The sequence below is a fragment of the Micromonospora sp. NPDC005220 genome, from assembly GCF_040607895.1.
GTDB lineage: Bacteria > Actinomycetota > Actinomycetes > Mycobacteriales > Micromonosporaceae > Micromonospora.
The window spans coordinates 1-19,391 of record NZ_JBEXHP010000048.1; the positions used below are offsets into that span (position 1 = coordinate 1).

General features: G+C 72.0%; 19 protein-coding genes. 10 read left to right on the forward strand and 9 right to left on the reverse strand.

Annotated elements, in window-relative coordinates; translation table 11 throughout:
• Positions 1-653: 653 nt before the first annotated feature.
• From ABZU52_RS18805 to ABZU52_RS18815, 3 genes are all read right to left on the reverse strand, one after another.
• Positions 654-2,387: a DEAD/DEAH box helicase gene (locus tag ABZU52_RS18805; RefSeq protein ID WP_354972285.1), complete on the reverse strand. Its 1,734-nt coding sequence runs from the start codon at positions 2,385-2,387 to the stop codon at positions 654-656.
• 174 nt (positions 2,388-2,561) lie between these two features.
• Positions 2,562-3,206: a trimeric intracellular cation channel family protein gene (locus ABZU52_RS18810; RefSeq protein ID WP_354972286.1), complete on the reverse strand. Its 645-nt coding sequence runs from the start codon at positions 3,204-3,206 to the stop codon at positions 2,562-2,564.
• A 40-nt stretch (positions 3,207-3,246) separates the two neighbouring features.
• Positions 3,247-3,465 (reverse strand): DUF3039 domain-containing protein, encoded by a 219-nt coding sequence (locus ABZU52_RS18815; protein WP_007456912.1) that lies wholly within the window; start codon positions 3,463-3,465, stop codon positions 3,247-3,249.
• An 88-nt stretch (positions 3,466-3,553) separates the two neighbouring features.
• Here ABZU52_RS18815 and ABZU52_RS18820 point away from each other — a divergent pair, with 88 nt between their 5' ends.
• Together ABZU52_RS18820 and ABZU52_RS18825 are read left to right on the forward strand one after the other, a co-directional pair.
• Entirely contained in the window at positions 3,554-4,489 is a 936-nt protein-coding gene (locus ABZU52_RS18820) for a pseudouridine-5'-phosphate glycosidase (protein ID WP_354972287.1), read from the forward strand.
• The gene (locus ABZU52_RS18825; RefSeq protein ID WP_354972288.1) at positions 4,486-5,385 is read left to right on the forward strand and encodes a PfkB family carbohydrate kinase; all 900 of its coding nucleotides are present in this window, start codon (positions 4,486-4,488) and stop codon (positions 5,383-5,385) included. Before ABZU52_RS18820 ends, ABZU52_RS18825 begins: the two co-directional genes overlap by 4 nt.
• A gap of 27 nt (positions 5,386-5,412) precedes the next feature.
• Here the strand turns inward: ABZU52_RS18825 and ABZU52_RS18830 are convergent, their stop codons facing one another.
• Positions 5,413-5,772 (reverse strand): DUF3099 domain-containing protein, encoded by a 360-nt coding sequence (locus tag ABZU52_RS18830; RefSeq protein WP_354972289.1) that lies wholly within the window; start codon positions 5,770-5,772, stop codon positions 5,413-5,415.
• Positions 5,773-5,876: 104 nt separating this feature from the next.
• Here ABZU52_RS18830 and ABZU52_RS18835 point away from each other — a divergent pair, with 104 nt between their 5' ends.
• Both ABZU52_RS18835 and ABZU52_RS18840 read left to right on the forward strand, forming a co-directional pair.
• Positions 5,877-6,164, forward strand: coding sequence for a hypothetical protein (locus ABZU52_RS18835; RefSeq protein ID WP_124771959.1), 288 nt, complete (start codon positions 5,877-5,879; stop codon positions 6,162-6,164).
• Between the two features lie 14 nt (positions 6,165-6,178).
• Complete coding sequence (locus tag ABZU52_RS18840; RefSeq protein WP_354972320.1) at positions 6,179-6,490, forward strand: hypothetical protein; 312 nt, start codon at positions 6,179-6,181, stop codon at positions 6,488-6,490.
• A 3-nt stretch (positions 6,491-6,493) separates the two neighbouring features.
• On the opposite strand, the gene ABZU52_RS18845 is transcribed toward ABZU52_RS18840, so the two are convergent.
• On the reverse strand, positions 6,494-7,078 hold the full coding sequence (locus ABZU52_RS18845) for an HhH-GPD-type base excision DNA repair protein (RefSeq protein ID WP_354972290.1): 585 nt from the start codon (positions 7,076-7,078) through the stop codon (positions 6,494-6,496).
• 123 nt (positions 7,079-7,201) lie between these two features.
• Here ABZU52_RS18845 and ABZU52_RS18850 point away from each other — a divergent pair, with 123 nt between their 5' ends.
• The 4 genes from ABZU52_RS18850 (at position 7,202) to dtd (ending at position 12,087) form a co-directional block, all read left to right on the forward strand.
• On the forward strand, positions 7,202-8,791 hold the full coding sequence (locus tag ABZU52_RS18850) for a DUF262 domain-containing protein (protein ID WP_354972291.1): 1,590 nt from the start codon (positions 7,202-7,204) through the stop codon (positions 8,789-8,791).
• Position 8,792: 1 nt separating this feature from the next.
• Positions 8,793-9,989 carry a HipA domain-containing protein gene (locus ABZU52_RS18855; RefSeq protein ID WP_354972292.1) on the forward strand — a complete coding sequence of 399 codons (1,197 nt, stop codon included), beginning with the start codon at positions 8,793-8,795 and terminating at the stop codon, positions 9,987-9,989.
• Positions 9,990-10,133: 144 nt separating this feature from the next.
• The gene (locus tag ABZU52_RS18860; protein ID WP_354972293.1) at positions 10,134-11,618 is read left to right on the forward strand and encodes a methyltransferase; all 1,485 of its coding nucleotides are present in this window, start codon (positions 10,134-10,136) and stop codon (positions 11,616-11,618) included.
• A 46-nt stretch (positions 11,619-11,664) separates the two neighbouring features.
• Positions 11,665-12,087, forward strand: a complete 423-nt coding sequence (gene dtd, locus ABZU52_RS18865) for a D-aminoacyl-tRNA deacylase (protein WP_354972294.1) — start codon at positions 11,665-11,667, stop codon at positions 12,085-12,087.
• Here dtd and ABZU52_RS18870 read toward each other — a convergent pair.
• Positions 12,084-12,872 carry a sporulation protein gene (locus tag ABZU52_RS18870; RefSeq protein WP_354972321.1) on the reverse strand — a complete coding sequence of 263 codons (789 nt, stop codon included), beginning with the start codon at positions 12,870-12,872 and terminating at the stop codon, positions 12,084-12,086. The genes dtd and ABZU52_RS18870 overlap by 4 nt on opposite strands.
• Positions 12,873-13,116: 244 nt before the next feature.
• Here ABZU52_RS18870 and sigB point away from each other — a divergent pair, with 244 nt between their 5' ends.
• Both sigB and ABZU52_RS18880 read left to right on the forward strand, forming a co-directional pair.
• On the forward strand, positions 13,117-14,121 hold the full coding sequence (gene sigB, locus ABZU52_RS18875) for an RNA polymerase sigma factor SigB (protein WP_354972295.1): 1,005 nt from the start codon (positions 13,117-13,119) through the stop codon (positions 14,119-14,121).
• Positions 14,122-14,229: 108 nt separating this feature from the next.
• Positions 14,230-14,637: a VOC family protein gene (locus ABZU52_RS18880; protein ID WP_354972296.1), complete on the forward strand. Its 408-nt coding sequence runs from the start codon at positions 14,230-14,232 to the stop codon at positions 14,635-14,637.
• 10 nt (positions 14,638-14,647) lie between these two features.
• On the opposite strand, the gene ABZU52_RS18885 is transcribed toward ABZU52_RS18880, so the two are convergent.
• Genes ABZU52_RS18885 through ABZU52_RS18895 form a run of 3 tightly spaced genes read right to left on the reverse strand, consistent with a single transcriptional unit; the run spans position 14,648 to position 19,302 of the window.
• On the reverse strand, positions 14,648-17,203 hold the full coding sequence (locus ABZU52_RS18885) for a GNAT family N-acetyltransferase (protein ID WP_354972297.1): 2,556 nt from the start codon (positions 17,201-17,203) through the stop codon (positions 14,648-14,650).
• A 14-nt stretch (positions 17,204-17,217) separates the two neighbouring features.
• Positions 17,218-18,399: an acetoin utilization protein AcuC gene (locus tag ABZU52_RS18890; RefSeq protein ID WP_354972298.1), complete on the reverse strand. Its 1,182-nt coding sequence runs from the start codon at positions 18,397-18,399 to the stop codon at positions 17,218-17,220.
• A 48-nt stretch (positions 18,400-18,447) separates the two neighbouring features.
• A complete protein-coding gene (locus ABZU52_RS18895; RefSeq protein WP_354972299.1) occupies positions 18,448-19,302 on the reverse strand; it encodes a sulfurtransferase in 855 nt (284 codons plus the stop codon).
• Positions 19,303-19,391 lie beyond the last annotated feature (89 nt).

The window sequence follows — 19,391 nt, forward strand, 5'->3', positions numbered from 1 at the left end:
CCCCGCGCCCCGCGCCCCGCGCCCCGCGCCCCGCGCCCCGCGCCCCGCGCCCCGCGCCCCGCGCCCCGCGCCCAAGATCCGAGCAACTTCCCCGGTGTTGCTGCCTCCGACACGCGGGAGACAGCAACATCCCTGATGTTGCGCAGATCTTGACGACGAACACCGCGCCCGAGAGCCGGAAGAAGCGGGGTTTGGCCTCCACCGCCGCCAAGACCACGCTCGAACCAGGATGTAGTCGCCTCATCGACGCACCGATGCCACTACATCCTGGTTGTTGCGCGATCTTGAGGCCGGGACGCTCCGCAGCCGGGCATCCGCGGGCGTACCTAGCGGGCAATCCTCGGCGCGGCCCACGACCCGCCCCGTGATCCACTCGGTTTCACGGGAGTCGCGCTTTCCACCTCGCGCGAAGACCGCGTTTTCAAGAAAACCGAGTGGATCAAGCAGCGGGCCCGGACCCAGACCACAGCAAGACGCTGCCAGCCCGCTAGCCCGCCCAACGCCAGCCCCGCAGCCCCCGCCCGCCGCTCAGCCCACCCAACGCCAGCCCCGCAGCCCCCGCCCGCCGCTCAGCCCACCCAACGCCAGCCCCGCAGCCCCCGCCCGCCGCTCAGCCCCAGCCCGACAGGCGGCTGCCGGTGGGGCGGACGGGTTTAGAGGGTCTGCACTGTGGCGATGCGTTCCTCTAGCTGCTCGATGGTGGCCTGGGCGCTCGGCGGGCCGCCGCAGAGGCGACGCAGTTCGGCATGGATCTTGCCGTGGGGTTGGCCGGTGCGGTGGTGTCGGGCGGCCACCAGAGCGTTCAGTTGGCGCCGGAGCGCCACGCGACGCTGGGCGGCGCTCATGGGTGCGGGGGGCGCCGCCGTGGGCGCAGCGGCCGGCTGAGCGGGCCCGTCGGCCGTACGACGGCGTTGGGCGGCGAGCTGTGCGGCCTGGCGCTTGGTCAGCAGCAGCGAAACCTGGTCGGCGGTGAGCAGGCCGGGTAGGCCGAGGTATTCCTCTTCCTCGGGGGTGCCGGCCTGGGCCGCGGTACCGAACGACGCGCCGTCGAAGATCACCTGGTCCAGTTCGGCGGTGGCCGAGAGCGCCGCGAACCGCTTCTCCAACTCTCCGCTGGCCTGGTCGTCGCGCTGTGCGCGTTCCAGCAGGTCGTCGTCGAAACCGTCGGCTTCCTTGGGTTTGCCGAGGACGTGGTCGCGCTCGGTCTCCATCTCGCTGGCCAGCCCGAGCAGGTGCGGCACGCTGGGCAGGAAGACCGACGCGGTCTCCCCGGGCCGGCGGGCCCGCACGAACCGGCCGATCGCCTGGGCGAAGTAGAGCGGGGTGCTGGCGCTGGTGGCGTAGACGCCGACGGCGAGTCGCGGGATGTCGACCCCCTCGGACACCATCCGCACCGCGACCAGCCACCGCTGGTCGGACGCCGCGAACGTCGCGATCCGGGCGGACGCGCCCTGGTCGTCGGAGAGCACCACGGCGGCCTTCTCGCCGGTCACCTGCTCGATCAGCTTGGCGTACGAGCGGGCGGTCTGCTGGTCGGTGGCGATGATCAGGCCACCGGCGTCGGCCATGCCCGCGTTGCGCAGCACGGTGAGTCGGGCGTCGGCGGCCCGCAGCACCTGCGGCATCCAGTCGCCGGCCGGGTCCAGGGCGGTACGCCACGCCTGCGCCACCAGGTCCTGGGTCATCGGCTCACCCAGTCGGGCGGCCAACTCCTCCCCCGCGTTGGTCCGCCAGCGGGTCTCCCCGGAGTACGCCAGGAAGAGCACCGGCCTGACCACCCCGTCGCGCAGCGCGTCCGAGTAGCCGTACACCGAGTCGGCGCGAGAGCGCAGCAGCCCGTCCCCGCCCCGCTCGTAGCTGACGAACGGGATCGGGTTGTCGTCGGAGCGGAAGGGCGTCCCGGTGAGCATCAGCCGGCGTACGGCGGGCTCGAAGGCGTTCTTCACCCCGTCGCCCCAGGACCGGGAGTCGCCGGCGTGGTGGATCTCGTCGAGGATGACCAGGGTGCGCCGGGTCATGGTGCGCCGCCGGTGCACCTGCGGGGCCATCCCCACCTGCGCGTAGGTGACGACCGCGCCGTGGAAGTCGGCCGCGGAGTGCACGTCGGCGTTGCGGAACGCGGCGTCGAGTTGGATGCCCACCCGGGCCGCGGCGTCGGCCCACTGGTTCTTCAGGTGCTCGGTCGGGGCGACCACGGTGACCGCCTCCACGGTGCCGTCACCGAGCAGCTCCGCCGCGATCCGCAGGGCGAAGGTGGTCTTGCCGGCGCCGGGCGTGGCGACCGCTGTGAAGTCCTCGGTACGGCGACGCAGGTACTCCACCAGGGCCTTGCGCTGCCAGGCGCGTAGCGCCGGGAACGTCTCGAGCACCGGCGTCCGGGCTGCCACGCGAAGCTCCTCTCCGACCGCACGATGGCGGACCCCGGGCGAGGGCCACGAGGATCCGCCGCCCATGAAAACGCCTCCGCGCAGAAGCTGCCGCGAAGGCCGACTCAGCATAACCAGCGCGGGCCCTCGGGCCCAGGCGACGCCACGCTGGTCACATCTGGCACCCCAGCGACCTCACCACTCCGGGTCACCGGTGCGCGGCGGGCGCAGCGTGGCCACCGGCGCGGACCAGCGCCGACGCAGCGCGATCAGGCGCAGCCCGAAGACCAGGACGGCGGCGCCGGTGAGCGGTGCGGGCCCGGTCTGCCCGCCGGCGTACAGCAGCGCCACCAGGATCGAACCGGCGAGCGCGGCCAGCGCGTAGATCTCCCGGCGCAGCACGACCGGGATCTCGGCGGTGAGCAGGTCCCGACCGAGCCCGCCGCCGATCGCGGTGAGCATGCCGATGAGGCAGGCGCCGACCGCCGGCACCCGGGCGTCGAGCGCCTTGAGCGTGCCGGTGACGGTGAACAGCGCCAGGCCGGCCGCGTCCAGCACCAGCACGGTCGTCCGTAGGCGGGCCAGTTGCGGGTGCAGCCAGAAAACGGCGAGTGCGGTGATCGCGGCGGTGGCCGCGTACCGCCAGTCGGCGAAGGCCAGCGGCGGCACCTCGTCGATGACCAGGTCCCGGAAGATCCCGCCGCCGAGGGCGGCCACGAAGCCGACGAACGCGACACCGAACAGGTCCAGTCGCTTGGCCACCGCCGCCGAGGCACCGGACGCTGCGAAAACCGCCACCCCGGTCAGGTCGGCGAGGAGCAGGGCGGTGGAGGTGGTCACCGCCGCAGGCTACGTCGCCGGCCGGAGCGCCGGCCGAGGTTCACTCGCGGTACGAGTCGTAGATCTCCTTGCACTTGGGGCAGACCGGCGATCCCGGCTTGGCCGCCTTGGTGACCGGAAAGGTCTCGCCGCAGAGAGCGACGACGAAAGTGCCCATGACGGCGCTCTCGGCGATCTTCTCCTTGCGGACGTAGTGGAACATCTCGGGACCGGTATCGGCGTCCTTCAGCTCCGGACGCTCGAGAACCTCTGTGCTCACGTCTGCACCTCCAACCGTCAAGTTTGGCAGGTCATCACGGCCGGGTCCACTTGAGGCCGGCCGAGGTCCCACCCCGTACGGTGCCCGTGTGACTGACTTTCGCATCAGCTATGGCACCGAGGTGGCCGAAGCCCAGCGCGACGGCCGGCCGGTCGTCGCCCTGGAGAGCACCATCGTCTCGCACGGTCTGCCCCGACCGGAGAATCTGCGGGTGGCCAGGGAGATCGAACGGGCGGTTCGGGACGCCGGGGCCGTTCCGGCGACGATCGGCATGATCGCCGGTGAGCTGGTGGTCGGCCTGGACGACGCGCAGCTGACCCGGCTCGCCACGGTCGACGGCGTGACCAAGCTCTCGGTCCGCGACCTCGCGGTGGCCGCCGCGAGCGGCGCGGACGGCGCGACCACGGTGGCCGCGACCAGTGCGGTGGCCGCCGCCGCCGGTATCGGCGTGTTCGCCACCGGCGGGCTGGGCGGGGTGCACCGGGAGGCCGCGCACACCTTCGACGAGTCGGCGGACCTGGTCACCCTGGCGCAGACCCCGATCGCGGTGGTCTGCGCCGGGGTCAAGTCGATCCTCGACGTGGGAGCGACGCTGGAGCGGCTGGAGACCCTGGGGGTCGCGGTGGTCGGTTACCGCACCCTCCGGTTCCCCGGCTTCTACCTCACCGACTCCGGCTTCGACCTGGACTGGTCGGTGGACTCGCCGGAGCAGGTCGCCGCCGTGCTCGCCGCCCGGGACGGGCACGCCGTGCACACCGGCGGGCTGCTCATCGCCAACCCGCTGCCGGTCGACGAGCAGCTCGACCCGGAGCTGCACGACCGGACGCTCACCGAGGGCCTGGCCCTGCTGGAGCGGGACGGGATCACCGGGAAGGCGGTCACCCCGTACCTGCTGGCGCACTTCCACTCGGCCACCGAGGGCGCCAGCCTGGCGGTGAACGTGCGGATCATCCTGCGCAACGCCGACCTGGCCGCGCGGATCGCGGTCGCCTCGGCGGCCCGCGGCACCGCCGTCCCGGCATGACCCGACCGGCCCGGATGGTCGTCGTCGGGGACGTGATCACCGACGTGATCGCGGTGTTGTCCGGGCCGCTCGCGGCCGGCTCGGACACCGGGGCCGCGATCAGCGTCGGTGGCGGCGGTCAGGCGGCCAACACCGCTGCCTGGGTCGCCGCTCAGCGGGTGGACGTCACGCTCGTCGGCGCCGTCGGTGACGACGACGCCGGGCGGGACCGGGTGGCCGAACTCGAACGGGCGGGCGTCGACTGCGCGATCGAGCGGGTCGAGGGCGCCCCGACCGGCACGGTCATCGTGTTGGCCGCCGCCGACGAGCGCACCATGGTCAGCCAGCGGGGCGCGAACCTGCGGCTGAGCGCCGCGCACGTCGAGCGGGCCCTCGCGGCGGCGCCCGACGCTGGGCATCTGCACCTGTCCGCGTACACCCTGCTGGACGTGGAGTCGCGCGGCGCGGGGCTGCGGGCGTTGGCCGCCGCCCGCGAGCGCGGGCTCACCACCAGCGTCGACGCGGCCTCCGCGGCGCCGCTGCGGCGGGTCGGCGCGGCGGCGTTCCTGAGTTGGGTACGCGATGTCGACCTGCTCCTGGTCAACGCGGACGAGGCGACGGCACTGGCCGGCGGGCTGGACCCGGCGGCGCAGGGGCGGGCGCTGTCGGCGACGGCTCGGCGGGTCGTGGTGAAGGGCGGCGCGGCCGGCGCGGTCTGGGTCGACCGCGGGGCGGCGGTCTGTGTGGCCGAGGCGCGCCGGGTGGGGGGGGTGGACGTCACCGGCGCGGGCGACGCCTTCGCTGCCGGTCTGCTCACCGCGTGGCTCGCCGGTGCCACCCCGGCCGCGGCGTTGAGCCGCGCCACCGACCTGGGCGCGCTGGCCGTCTCGACGGCCGGCGCCCGGCCACAGCTCTGACTGCTCGAACCCTGGCCCGTTCGCGGGTCAGGGTTCGACGTCGATGACCTTGTGCGGGCGTTCCTCGGCGGTGAGGCTCATCGGCGGGGTGTCGTCCCGCCGCCGGGGATGGAAGCGATTCGCCAGCCGGTGCTCCTCCTTGGGCGGCCGGTCGTTGGCCAGCAGCACGGCCAGCCACGGAATGAGCACCATGCCGAGGGCGCACAGCGGCAGCCAGAGCCAGAGCAGTGGAGCGTTCGCGCCGACCAGGATCGCGCCGGCGATGATGCAGGCCACCCGGATACCCATCATGAGGACATAGCGGCGCTGACGGCTGGTGAGCTGATCATTCTGGCTGCGCGAGGCATCGGTGATCAGAATCGGCTGGTACGCCTGACGCTTCACCATGGACCTCCTCGAAGGGATTACGCCCCATCCTGTCACCACGGAGGCGTGATCAGTGAAAATTGACCCAGCCCGGTACGTGTTACGCGCGTGGTACGCTCGGCCACGTGGGCAGCAGGTTCAGCTTCACCGACGAGGCGTTGGCCAACCTGAGGGTCTACGACGTCACACCCGGGGAAGTCTGGGAGGCGCTGCACAGCGCCCGACGGGTGATCCGCCACCTGGGCGACGACGTGATGGTGGTCTACGCCGCCGCCCGCCGGGGCCGCCGACTGGCCGTGCTGCTCGCCGAAGCCGATGGCACCGACAACGACTGGGACATCCTCTCCGCCCGCGAGCTGAGCGACGTCGAGTCCAAGCGCTACGACGAGGCCGTACGGAGAGACCGCCGATGAGGGGGGCCGTGACGATGCACCGTAACGACGCGACCAAGCAGTTCCACAGCGGCGACGACCGAATCGCCGATCTGATCGACGAGAGCCCGGCGGTGGAGCTGCCCACCCCCGACAGCGACGTGCCGATGGTGAGCCGATCGGTGCGGCTGCCACTGGACACCTACGAGCGGGTCCGCGTCGCCGCCGACGCCCGGGGCATCGGCGTCACCACACTGATGCGGCAGTGGATCGAGGCGGGCCTGGCCGACTTGGACGACTCGGCCACCGTCTCGCTGGCCGACGTCCGGCGCGCGCTGGCCTCGCTGGCGCACCCCACCGCCGCCTGAGCTTCATCCCCCCGCAGCCTTGGCCGCCGCCTTCATCTGCTGCTTGAACTCCCGCACCCGACGCAGCGAATCGGCGTCAGTGACGTCGGCCACCGACCGGTACGCGCCCGGGTCGCCGTAGTCTCCGGCCGCCTTCCGCCAGTCCTGCGGGGTCACCCCGAACCGCTTGCCGAGCAGAGCCACGAAGATCTGCGCCTTCTGCTTGCCGAAGCCGGGCAGCGCGGCGACCCGGCGCAGCAGCTCCGGCCCGTCGGTGACCTCGGCCCAGAGCAGCGCCGCGTCACCGTCATAGCGCTCCACCAGCACCTGGCAGACCTCCTGCACCCGGGCCGCCATGGCCTTCGGGAACCGGTGCAGCGCGGGCGGCTGGGCGAAGAGCGCGACCAGCGCCTCCGGGTCGTACCCGGCCAGCTCCGCCGCGTCCAGCTCGTGGCCGAGCCGCTGCTGGAGCACGTACGGCGAGGAGAACGCCTTCTCCATCGGCACTTGTTGATCAAGAACCATGCCGAGGAGCAGGGCCAGCGGGCTGCGCTCCAGCAACCGGTTGGCCTCCGGGTCGATGGGCAGAACGAGCGTCATGCGGACCATCCTGCCCTGCCGCTCGGACGAGGGTGGACAACAGCCCTGACGTCGGCGGGTTTCGTCGGCGGTGTAGCTGGGACTTGAGACACGTTGCCGATACTGTCGGTGAGTCCCTGGAAGGAGGTGGCCGTGCCTAGCCTGGAGAGGCCCCGCGTCGAGTACCGCACGCCGGAGGATCTGGTACGCGACGTCACCGCCGGACTGGTGCGGATTCCGCCATTCCAGCGATCCTTCAAGTGGGAAGCGGCGGACATCGTCCGACTTTTCGACAGTCTGCTACGCGGCTTCCCGATCGGCAATCTGCTGCTGTGGCGGCGTCCGGCACCGGCGCAACGCCTCCAGGTCGGCCCGCTGGAAGTTGTGGCACCCGAGACGGCCGCAGCTCTTTGGGTCGTCGATGGCCAGCAGCGCATCGTCTCTCTCGTTGGTGCTCTTACCCGGGCGGACCGCTCGGTCGACCCGCGGTTCCGGGTCCATCTCGACCTGGACGCGGGCGAGTTTCACACCATCGGTAACCGTCAACGGCCGCCGCGTTCCTGGGTGCCGGTCAGCTCCCTGCTGGACACTGCGGTCCTGCTCCGATGGATGCGGGACAACTCCGACTGGCTTTCTGAGGATCAACTCGCCCTCGCTGATCAGGCAGCAAAGGCGATACGTGAGTACCAGATCCCGACATACATCGTTCACTCGGCGGATGAGGAGGCCCTGCTCGAAATCTTCACCCGGATGAACACCACAGGGAAGCGGCTGACCAAGTCCGAAGTCTTTCAGGCCTTGCACACTGGTGCCGTTAGTGACGAACTGAGCAGCTTGCATGGCCTCGGTCGGGTTCCGGCCACGCTCGGGTTCGGAACGCTCGACGACCGGCTGGCCCTGCGCTGCGTCCTTGCGTATCGGGGCGGCGACATCTTCCGAGAAGACTTCCGGCAGGAGTTCGGCCCTCAGGACGACCCGGCGGAGACGCTGCGGGAGGTGGCCGCACGACTGCGGGAGGCTGTCGATTTCCTGCGCGGCGAGTGCGGCATCCCGCACATTAGACTCTTGCCCTACTCACATGTACTGCCGATCCTGGTCCGGTTCATTCGGTTGCACGGAACACCGGCCGGCCGACCAGCGACCTTGCTGCGACGCTGGGTCTGGCGCAGTGCTGTCGCGGGTACACGAGCCCGTGGGATTAGCGTTGCCGACGTCCGTAATCAGGTGGACTCGGTTGACGCACCCGACGCGCTGACGGCTGCGTCCAACGTGTTGCGGCAGGTGCAATCCTTCCCCGACTTCTCGGCGGAATTGGACAAGGTCCACTTCAACCATGCGATGACCAAACTCAACACTCTGGGACTGCTCTCGGCCGAGCCACGCGATTTCAGCAGCGGTGAGATCATCGACATCTCCCGGCTACTGGAACAGGGCAGTCCGTTACGGCCGCTGCTGCCCGACAGCAGCGGCTCCGCCCTGGGTACGATCGCCAACCGTTTCGTGCTTCCCCCCGGGGAACGCGTCACCCGCTCAGCCCTCGTGGGCGCCTCCACGGCAGTCGCGGCCAGCCATCTGATCACCGATGACGCCCGGAGTCTGGCACTCCGCGACGACTGGGCCGGCTTCCTGGAGCTGCGGGCTCAGGAGTGCTCCCGGACCATCACCGGCCACGTCAATCGGATGGCCGAGTGGGGGGCACGGGACGGACGATCACTCACGGACATACTGCGGACGGCCGCGTGACATGACCGGAACGACAGCCGAGGTGCGGCTACACGGTCGGCGGGTCGGCGAACTTCAGTTTCACCAGGGCGGGTCCGAATTCATCTACGACGATGACCTCTCCTCGCCCGACCACCGGGTTCTCGGCCAGATCTTCGAGGACGATCCCCGGTCGGTCCGACGCACCCGGGTCGGCCTGCCTCCCTGGTTCGCCAACCTGCTGCCCGAGGGCGCTCTGCGTCGCCAGATCGTTCGTGAACTCGGAGGTGGCAGAGTGGGGGACTTCACCCTGCTACTCAGAGTGGGGAGCAACCTGCCGGGTGCCGTCACCGTGCACGCCGACAGCGAGCCGGAGGACGATTTTCCGCCGGAGACGGGTCAGCTAGACCACCCGCTGCGCCACTCGTTGGCCGGAGTGCAGCTCAAATATTCGATCTCAACGGACCGGCTCGCCGTACCAGTGAGCGGACAGGGCGGTTGGTGGATCGTCAAGCTGCCCGACCAGGGTCTGCGTGACCTACCCACCAACGAATACCTGACAATGAGTTGGTTGGCTGCAGCCGGATTCCCGGTGCCGGCGGTGCATCTCCTGCGGGCGGATGAGATCAAGGGGCTGCCCGACGGCCTGGTCCGCCCGACCGATCTCGTCTACGTCATCCAACGGTTCGATCGCGCCCCTGGCGAACGCATCCACGTGGAGGACTTCGCCCAGATCGCGGACGTCGAACCCATGTTCAAGTACAGCGAGTCGGGTGCCTCGTACGACAGTCTCGCCACCGCGATCCGGCAACTGACCGGGGACGAGGGCTACCACGACTTCATCGCTCGTCTCGCCGCCCTACTGATCGTGGGCAATACGGATGGGCATTTGAAGAACTGGGCGATCAGGTACCCGGACGGACGGACTCCGCACCTCGCTCCGGTTTACGACTTTCACTCTTTATCGGTCTACTCCACCTACCGTTGGGCGCCGCTGGCGCTCAGCCTGGATGGGGAGACGGTACCGAGCGCTGTCACTGGCGATCACTTTCGGCGGCTGGCCGAGCGGGCTGGCGCGGACCCGGAGCGGACATTCGACACGGTGGCGCAGACCGTGGCACGGCTGCGTTCGGCGTGGGATGCGGTCATGGCGGGCGAGGCCCGGGTGCGATTCGACGCGTTGGCGCACCACTACACCGAGCGGCTCGGCACCCTGCCGATCTGCAACTCAGACGGCTGATCCTCCCTACGACGCGACCGTTCAGGTACGACGATGCACACGCAGCAGCCACTGCCCCGTCGATCATTCTCGGTTGGCACCGCTGGCGGCACGGATCTGCCGGGTGGCGCTGACCCGGGGCGCGACGGGGGGCAGGATGTCGGGGTGGACGAACACGACATGCTGCTCTCCCCCGCCGGCGTGGACGCGCTGCGGACCGCGCTGACCCGGACCGGTTTCACCAGCCACGGCATCGCCGAGCGGCTGGGTGCCCAGGCGACCGCCGCGGTCGCCCGCAACGACTACCGGGCCGCGCTACGCGCCACCGAGGACGACGACCCGCTCGGCACCCTGATCCGGGTGTTCATCTGCGACCAGACCGAGCCGGAGGCCGCGGTGGCCGCCGCGCTGACGCCGCTGAGCGTGCAGGAGGCCCTCGCGGGCGGGCTGGTCGAGCGGTACGGCGACGGCCTGCGCGCCGGCGTCGACCTGGAGCCGTACGGCGAGGACTGGTGGGTGCTCGCCGACGTGCCGGCCAGCGCCCGCCCGGGTCGCCCGTTGCACGCCGAGCACGTCCTCGGCATCGGCGGGGCGACCCACACCCTGATCGGCGCGACCATGCGCCGGCCGGTCGACACCGCACTGGACCTGGGCACCGGCTCCGGCGTCCAGGCCCTGCACCTGGCCACCCACGCCAGGTCGGTGACCGCCACCGACGTCTCCGAGCGGGCGCTGCGCTTCGCCGCGACCACCGCCGCCCTGAACGGTCAGGACTGGGAGCTGCTCCGCGGTGACCTGGTCGCCCCGGTGGCCGGCCGGCGGTTCGACCTGGTGGTGAGCAACCCGCCGTTCGTGGTCGGTCCGGGCACCACCACCCACGTGTACCGCGACTCCGGCCGGGTCGGTGACGCGATCGGCGCCGAGCTGGCCGCCGCCGCCCCGGGCCTGCTCACCGAGGGCGGCACCATGCAGTACCTGGCGAACTGGGTGCATGTCGCCGGCGAGGAGTGGGACGAGCGGGTGGCCGGCTGGTTCGCCGGGACCGGCCTGGACGCCTGGGTGATCCAGCGCGAGGTGGCCGACCCGATGGCGTACGTCGACCTGTGGCTCACCGACGCCGGCGAGACCGCCGACCCGCAGCGGATGGCCGCCTGGCTGGACTGGTTCGACGCGCACAAGGTGGAGGGGATCGGCTTCGGCATCGTGTCCCTACGCCGGAGCGGACACGCCGACCCGGTGGTCCGGGTGGAGGACCTGCGCCAGCGGGTGCAGCCACCGCTGGGCGACCAGATCGCCGCCTGGTTCGACCGCCGGGACTTTCTCCGGGTACGCGACACCGAGGCGTTGCTCGCCGAGCGCTACCGGGCCGCCGAGGGCCTCCAACTGCGGCAGGAGGCCACCATGGGCGACGAGGGCTGGGGGGTGGACCGGCAGGTCCTCGCGATGCCGCACGGCCTGCGCTGGACCGAGGAGATCGACCCGCTGGTGCTGGCGCTGGTCGGTGGCGCCGACGGCCGGCTGCCGCTGCGTGACCAGCTCGCCCTGCTCGCCGCCGCGCACGACGTCGAGCCGGACGAGATGGCCGAGGCCGCCGGCCCGATCGTGGCGCACCTGGTGGAGCGCGGTTTCATCGAGCCGGTGACCACGTGATGCGCGCGGTCTGCTCAGCGGTGACGGGCCCGGCGGTGGTTCGCTGATGCGCGCGGTGGTGCAGACCGTCGGGCGGGCCAGCGTGACGGTCGACGGCGAGGTGGTCGGTGCGATCGAGAACGGCCTGCTGGTGCTGCTCGGGGTGACCCACACCGACACCGCGCAGACCGCTCAGACGATGGCCCGCAAGGTGCACGAGGTACGCATCCTGGACGGTGAACGGTCCGCCGCCGACACCGGCGCACCGATCCTGGTGGTCAGCCAGTTCACCCTGTACGGCGACGTCCGCAAGGGCCGCCGACCGAGCTGGATCGCCGCCGCCCCCGCCGAGGTGGCCGAACCGCTGGTGACAGCGGTGGTCGACGCCCTGCGTCAGCGAGGAGCCAAGGTCGAGACCGGCCGCTTCCGCACCCACATGCTGGTGGAGAGCGTCAACATAGGCCCCCAAACCCTCCTCCTGGACCTCTAACCGAAGAGGCCTCGGCGGGTCAGGGACTGGCGGAGCCAGTTGTCGAGCTCGGCGGCCCAGTCGGTGTGGTCGGCGGTGGCGTGATCGACGGTGAACCGGCCGAAGGCGTCCCGGCCCTCGGTGAAGACGCCGCCGCGCTTGTCGACCTCCAGCACCACCTGCATCTGCCGCGCGTCGGCGATGAAGGTCACCTCCAACTGGTTGATCGAGCGGGCGTACTGCGGCGCCGGGCTGAACTCGATCTCCTGGTAGAACGGCAACGTCTGGTGTACGCCGTAGATGTGGCCACGCTCCACATCGGCGCGGGCGAACCGGAAACCCAGCCGCAGCAACGCGTCCAGCAGTCGCTGCTGCGCCGGTAGCGGGTGCACCGACACGGCGTCCAGGTCACCCTTGTCGACCGCGCGGGCCACCTCCAGCTCGGTACGCAGGCCCATCGTCATCCCGTGCAGGTGCTGCCCGTACAGCTCGGTGACCGGCGTCTCCCACGGCACGTCGAAGCGGAACGGGAGGTCGTAGCGCTGCCCCGGCTCCAGCCGGAACGCGCCGGTGACCCGCTGGCGGTGAAACTCCTGAGTGGTGTCGTAGTCGTTGTCGCCGCTCTCCACCTCGACCCGGGTGACCAGACCGAGGGTGACGTGGTCGATGTCGACCTGGTGGTCGCCGCCCAGCACCTGGATGCGGCCCTCCAGCTGGCCGCCGGGGCGGCAGTTCGGGTTGGCCAGCACCGTCTCCACCGACGGGCCGCCGACGCCCATCGCCTTCATGAGCCGCTTGAAGACCACACCGTCCTCCATCTGTCGTCCTCGACCGACCAGAGCTGGCCGGCCGTCCGCAACGTAGCCGGGGCGGGCAACCACACAGCGGGACGACACACCGCACCAGCGATCCGACCCGATTCCTGTCGGGTGCCCGATCGCCTCACTCCCGTTTTACGCCCTGCCCGCCAAGCTGTTGTCACACCGGCACCACTGGGCCGGGAACGCGGCACCGACGTGGAAACGGGGAGAGACAGAGATGGTCCTGCAGATGACGGAACACCGGACGCGCCCGGCCACCACGACCGACACTGACGGAGCCTCCGAGGCCCTCGTCGACCTGGACGCCACCGACGAGCGCGGCATCTCCACCGACCTGGTCCGGGCCTACCTCAACGGGATCGGCCGGACGAAGCTGCTGACCGCCGCGCAGGAGGTCGACCTGGCCCGGCGCATCGAGGCCGGCCTGTTCGCCGACGAGAAGCTGGCCACCTGCACCCCGGTCTCCGCGGAGCTGCGGGCCGACCTGGAGCTGATCGTCGCGGAGGGCCGGGCGGCCAAGGACCACCTGTTGGAGGCGAACCTGCGGCTGGTGGTCAGCATCGCCAAGCGCTACACCGGCCGTGGCATGGCGTTTCTCGACCTGATCCAGGAGGGCAACCTCGGTCTGATCCGGGCGGTGGAGAAGTTCGACTACGCCAAGGGTTACAAGTTCTCCACGTACGCCACCTGGTGGATCCGGCAGGCCATCACCCGCGCCATGGCCGACCAGGCCCGCACCATCCGGATTCCGGTGCACATGGTCGAGCAGGTCAACCGGATGGTCCGGGCCCGCCGCGAACTGGCGGTGACGCTGGGCCGCGAACCGACCGTCGCCGAGGTCGCCCGCGCGCTGGAGATCCCCGAGATCCAGGTCATCGAGCTGATCTCCTACGACCGGGAGCCGGTCAGCCTGGACCAGGCTGTCGGCGACGACGGTGAGAGCGCGCTCGGCGACTTCGTGGCCTCGGTGGACCCGCGTACCGAGCCGGGTGACACCGCCGCCCAGGGCGAGCTGCGCAACGAGGTCAGCATCGTGCTCTCCACCCTGTCCCAGCGGGAGCAGGCGGTCATCCGCCTCCGGTTCGGCCTCGACGACGGCCGCCAGCGCACCCTGGACGAGGTCGGCCGGGAGTTCGGCCTGTCCCGGGAGCGGATCCGGCAGATCGAGAAGGTGACGCTGCTGAAGCTGCGCGCCCCGGAGCGGGCCCAGCGCCTGGAGGCGTACGCCTGCTGACGCACCCGGTTCCCACGGGAGGCCCCGGCGGTTCGCCGGGGCCTCCCGTGCGGTCGGGGTGTTGACTGGGATACCGATCCGCCAACCGGCGACACGAGGAGAACAACAATGAACTGGACGCTTGAAGTGGTGATCGTGCCGGTCTCCGATGTGGACCGGGCGAAGAAGTTCTACGCCGACCAGCTCGGCTTCACGGTGGACCACGACACGGTGATCAGCGACGAGGCGCGCATCGTCCAACTCACCCCGCCCGGCTCCGGCTGCTCGATCGTGATCGGTAAAGGCGTCGTCCCGGAGATGCCGCCCGGCTCACTCAAGGGCCTGCAACTGGTGGTGCCCGACCTGAAGCGTGCCCACCAGGAGCTGGTCGGGCGGGGCGTGGAGGTCAGCGACATCCAGGTGGTGGGTCAGAACCCCCGGCCGGTGCCGGATCCACTGGACAACGTCGGCTTCGTCTTCTTCGCCGACCCGGACGGCAACACCTGGGGCGTCCAGCAGATCTCCAGCCGCGCCTGACCGGGCCCGCTCAGAGGCGGCGGGGGCCGGTGTCCGGGCGGGCGACCACGCCGCCCACCCCTACCTGGGCGTGCAGGACCGAAATGCCGTCCGGGCGGGCGAGCACCGGGTTGAGGGTCAGCGATCGCACCCGGGGCTGTTCGTCGGCGAGCTGACCCACCCGCAGCAGCAGATCGGCCAGGGCCGCCCGGTCGACCGGCGCGGCCCCCCGGTGCCCGCGCAGCAGCGGCGCCGCCCGCGGCTCGTCGACCAGCTCGGCCGCGTCCCGGTCGGTCAGCGGCACCGCCCGCCAGGCCCGATCGCCGAGCAACTCGGTGGCGACCCCACCGAGGCCGAAGCCGACCACCGGCCCGAACGCCGGGTCTTCCACCACCTCCACCACGCAGGCCACCCCGGGCGGGACCATCGGCTGGACCAACGCGTCCGCGCCGAAGGTCGCCGCCAGGTCGGCGTACGCGCGGCGAAGGGTCCGCTCGTCGGGCAGGTCGAGCCGGACCGCGCCGAGGTCGAGCCGGTGCCGCAGCCCGGGAGCGGCCGCCTTGAGCGCCACCGGGAAGCCCAGCCGTACGGCCGCGTCGACCGCCGCGTCGGGCGAGCTGACGGGCACCGAGGCCACCACGTCGATGCCGTACGCGGCCAGCAGCGCACCCGGGTCGGTGGCGTCGGACCGGAGCGCGGCCTGCGCGGCAGCCCGATCGAGGCCGGGCAGCTCCGGTGCCACCCCGGGCGGCCGGCGAAGCCACTCGGCGTACCGGTGCGCGCGGGCGAGCGCGCGGACCGCCTCCTCCACCCCGCCGTACGCCGGCACCCCCGGTGGCAGCCGCCCGACCAGGAACGTCGCCACGGTCGGCTTGCCCAGCGCGAGGGCGGCCGGCAGCGCGGCGGTCACGTCGGCGTCCACATCGGTCAGCTGCCCGGGTAGCGGCGGGGCGAAGACCACCACCAGGGCGTCCACCCGTTCGTCGGCGGCCGTCTCGGCGAGAGCGGCGGCGAACTCCGCGGCACCGGCGCTCGGCCCGACGTCGCGGGGATAACCGTCGGCCACGCTGAGGCCGTGCCCGGCGCAGGCGGTCGCGGCGAGCCCGGTGAGGGCCGAGGAGTTGCCGACCACACCGACCCGACCGCCGACCGGCAACGGCTGGTTGGCCAGCAGCACACCCACGTCGAGCAACTCCGGCACGGTGTCCACCCGAATCACACCGGACTGCGCGAAGAGGGCGGCCACCGCCACCTCGTCCGGCCCGGCGGCGTCACCGACCCCGGGCGGGCGGGCCGGCGAGGCGAGCGCGACGACCGGCTTGGCGCGGCCGATCCGCCGGGCCAGCCGGGCGAACTTGCGCGGGTTCCCGAAGGTCTCCAGATAGAGCATGATCACGTCGGTGCCGCTGTCGTCCTGCCAGTACTGCAGAAGGTCGTTGCCGGAGACGTCGGCCCGGTTGCCGGCCGAGACGAAGCTGGACAGCCCGAGACCCCGCCGGTCCGCCTCGGCGAGCAACGCCACCCCGAACGCACCGGACTGACTGAAGATGCCGACCCGACCGGCCGGCGGCAGCGCCGGGGCGAGGGTGGCGTTGAGGCGTACCGTCGGGTCGGTGTTGGCCACGCCCAGGCAGTTCGGGCCGACGACCCGCATGCCGGCCGCGTGCGCCGCGCGGACCAGGGCCCGCTGCGTGGCCGCACCCTCCGGGCCGGCCTCGGCGAAGCCGGCCGAGATGACCACCAGGCCGTGCACCCCCGCGGCGGCGGCGTCGGCGACCACCGCGGTCACCGCCTCCGGCGGGACCGCCACCACCGCCAGGTCCACCGACGCACCGGCGTCCACCGCCGACGGGTACGCGGGGAGGCCCGCCACCGTCGACGCGCTCGGATGCACCGGCACCACCGCACCGGTGAACCCGCCGTCGCGCAGGTGCCCGAGCACCGCCGCGCCGACGCCCTGGCCGGTGGCGCTGGCGCCGTAGACGACGATGCCACGCGGGGCGAGCAGCCGGGCGATCGAGCGGGCCTCGGTCCGGTGTTCCCGGCCGCGCTGCACCTCCAGGCTGGCCTCGGTGGGCGCGATGGGGAAGCTCAGGTGGACCACGCCGTCGGCGTACTCGCGCTGGACCTGGTAGCCGAAGTCCGCGAAGACCCGCAGCATCGTCCCGTTGGCCGGCAGCACCTCGGCGACGAAGCTCATGATGTCGTTGCGGCGGGCCGCGTCGGCCAGGTGCTCCATCAGCACCGAGCCGATGCCCCGACCCTGGTAGGCATCCTCCACCACGAAGGCCACCTCCGCCTCGGGAGCCTGCGGGCCGAGCCGCTCGTACCGGCCCACTGCGACGATCTGGTCGGCGGCCAGCACCACGAACGCCTCCCGGTCGTGGTGGTCCACGGTGACGAAACGGATCAGATCCCGTTCCGGGATGCGCGGGTACGGGGAGAAATACCGAAGGTAGCGGGTGCGCTCGGAGAAGCGGCTGTGCATCGCCACGATGCCCGGCGCGTCGGCCGGGTCGATCGGTCGCAACTGGACCGTGCTGCCGTCGCTGAGCAGCACGTCGACCGGCTGGTGAAGGCTCGTCACCGAAACGGCCCGGCTCAGTCCCGCGGATCGTGCGGGTCGAGCCCGAGCAGCGGGAAGACCGTCTTGCGGGTGGCGGCGATCGCCCGGTCCACCGCGTTCGGCTCGCCGGTCGGCTGCCACGGCTCGTACGACGGGTCGGCGTCGTCGGTCATCCGCAGCGGCACCTCCCGGCCCAGCCGGCGGGAGACGACCAGGTCCCGCCACCCGGGTGGGGTGAGCGTGGCCGGGTCGATCGGGTCGCCGGTGGCCACCGCCAGCAGGTGACTCCAGGCCCGGGGCACCACCTCGACGAGCGCGTACCCGCCGCCGCCGGTGGCCACCCACCGGCCGTCGCACAACTCGTCGGCGAGCGCCCGCATCGCCAGGTAGGTGGCCCGCTGCCCGTCCACCGTCAGGTTCAGATCGGCGAGCGGATCCAGCCGGTGCCCGTCGGCACCACACTGGCTGACCAGCACCTGCGGCCGGAACGCGCGCAGCACCGACGGCACGATCGCGTGGAACGCCCGCTGCCAGCCGCTGTCGTCCACACCCGGCGGCAACGGCATGTTGACAGCCGTGCCCTGCGCGCCCGGCCCACCCGTCTCGTCCGGAAAACCCGTGCCGGGGAAGAGCGCCAGCGGGGTCTCGTGCACGCTGACCGTGAGCACCCGCGGGTCGTTCCAGAAGATCTGCTGCACCCCGTCGCCGTGGTGCACGTCGACATCCACGTAGGCGACCCGCTCGGCGCCCAGGTCGAGCAGGCGGGCGATGGCCACCGCGGGGTCGTTGTAGACGCAGAAGCCGGAGGCTCGGGCGGACATCGCGTGATGCAGGCCACCAGCCACGTTCACCGCCCGCCGGGCGTCGCCACGCCAGACAGCCTCGGCGGCGGCCACCGTCGCGCCGGCGATGAGCGCGCTGGACTCGTGCATCCCCTCGAAGACCGGGTTGTCGGAGGTGCCCAGCCCGTACCCGGCGAAGAGCGGGTCGCGCGGCGCGTTGCGCACCGCGGCGAGGTAGGCCGGCTCGTGCACCCGAGTGAGCAGGGCATCGTCGGCGGGCTCCGGCTTGACCAGGCGAACCCCTGGCCGATCCAGGATGCCCAGCTCGCGGGCGAGCGCGATGGTCAGCTCCACCCGCACCGGGTCGAGTGGATGGTCACCCATGTTGTAGGCGAGCAGCGACTCGTCCCACACCACCACCGTGTCGTCGGACATCAGCCCATCGTCGCACGAAGACCGGCACCGGCCCACCGCATGCGCTGGTCAGCGACCGGGTGTCGACCCGGAGGCGACCGGCCGAGCCGGGTCGGCCACCCAGTTGCTCCACGATCCAACGTAGAGCGCGGCGTCCGTGCGGCCGGCCAGATGCAGCGCGAGCACCGCCTGCGCGGCGGTCACACCCGAGCCGCAGTACGCCCCGACGGCCCCGGTCACCCCGGCGGCGGCGAACCGCTCGCGCAACACCTCGGCGGCCGGGAAACGACCATCCGGTCCGACGTACTCCCCGGCGGGCAGGTTCGCCGCTCCCGGCACGTGCCCGGCGACCGGGTCGATCGGCTCGACCTCGCCCCGGTAACGCGGCGCCGCCCGTACGTCGAGCAGCACGGCGTCGTCCGCGGCGGCCAGCGCGGCGGCCTGCCCCGCATCGAGTACCGGGAGATCACCGGGGCGCACCACGACGTTACCGGGGGTTGGGGCGGGCGGATCGGTGGAGACGGGCCGGCCGGCGGCGAGCCAGGCCGGATAGCCGCCGTGCAGCAGGCGCACCGAGCGGTGCCCCGCCCAGCGCAGCGTCCACCAGGCCCGCGCGGCGGCCATGCCGTCGCCGCCGTCGTACACCACCACGGGGTGATCGGCGCGGACGCCGGCGGCCCGGAGCGCGGCCTGCAACGCGGCCGGGTCGGGCAGGGGGTGCCGACCGCCGGCGCCCGGCGCCCCACAGAGCGCGGTGTCCAGGTCGACGAAGACCGCCCCGGGCAGGTGGCCGGCGAGGTAGTCGTCGCGGCCGGGCGGCCCGACGAGCCGCCAGCGGACATCGAGCAGGGTGGGCGGATCGGCCTGGTCGAGCTCGGTGACGAGCCGCTCGACCTCGACCAACGGCTCCTGGGTACCGGACATGGCGACCATCCAACACCATTCGCCCCGACGGCACGCGGCTCGGCGGCGGTCGCCAGCCCTTCCCCGAGGTAACATCGTGCACCGGAGGG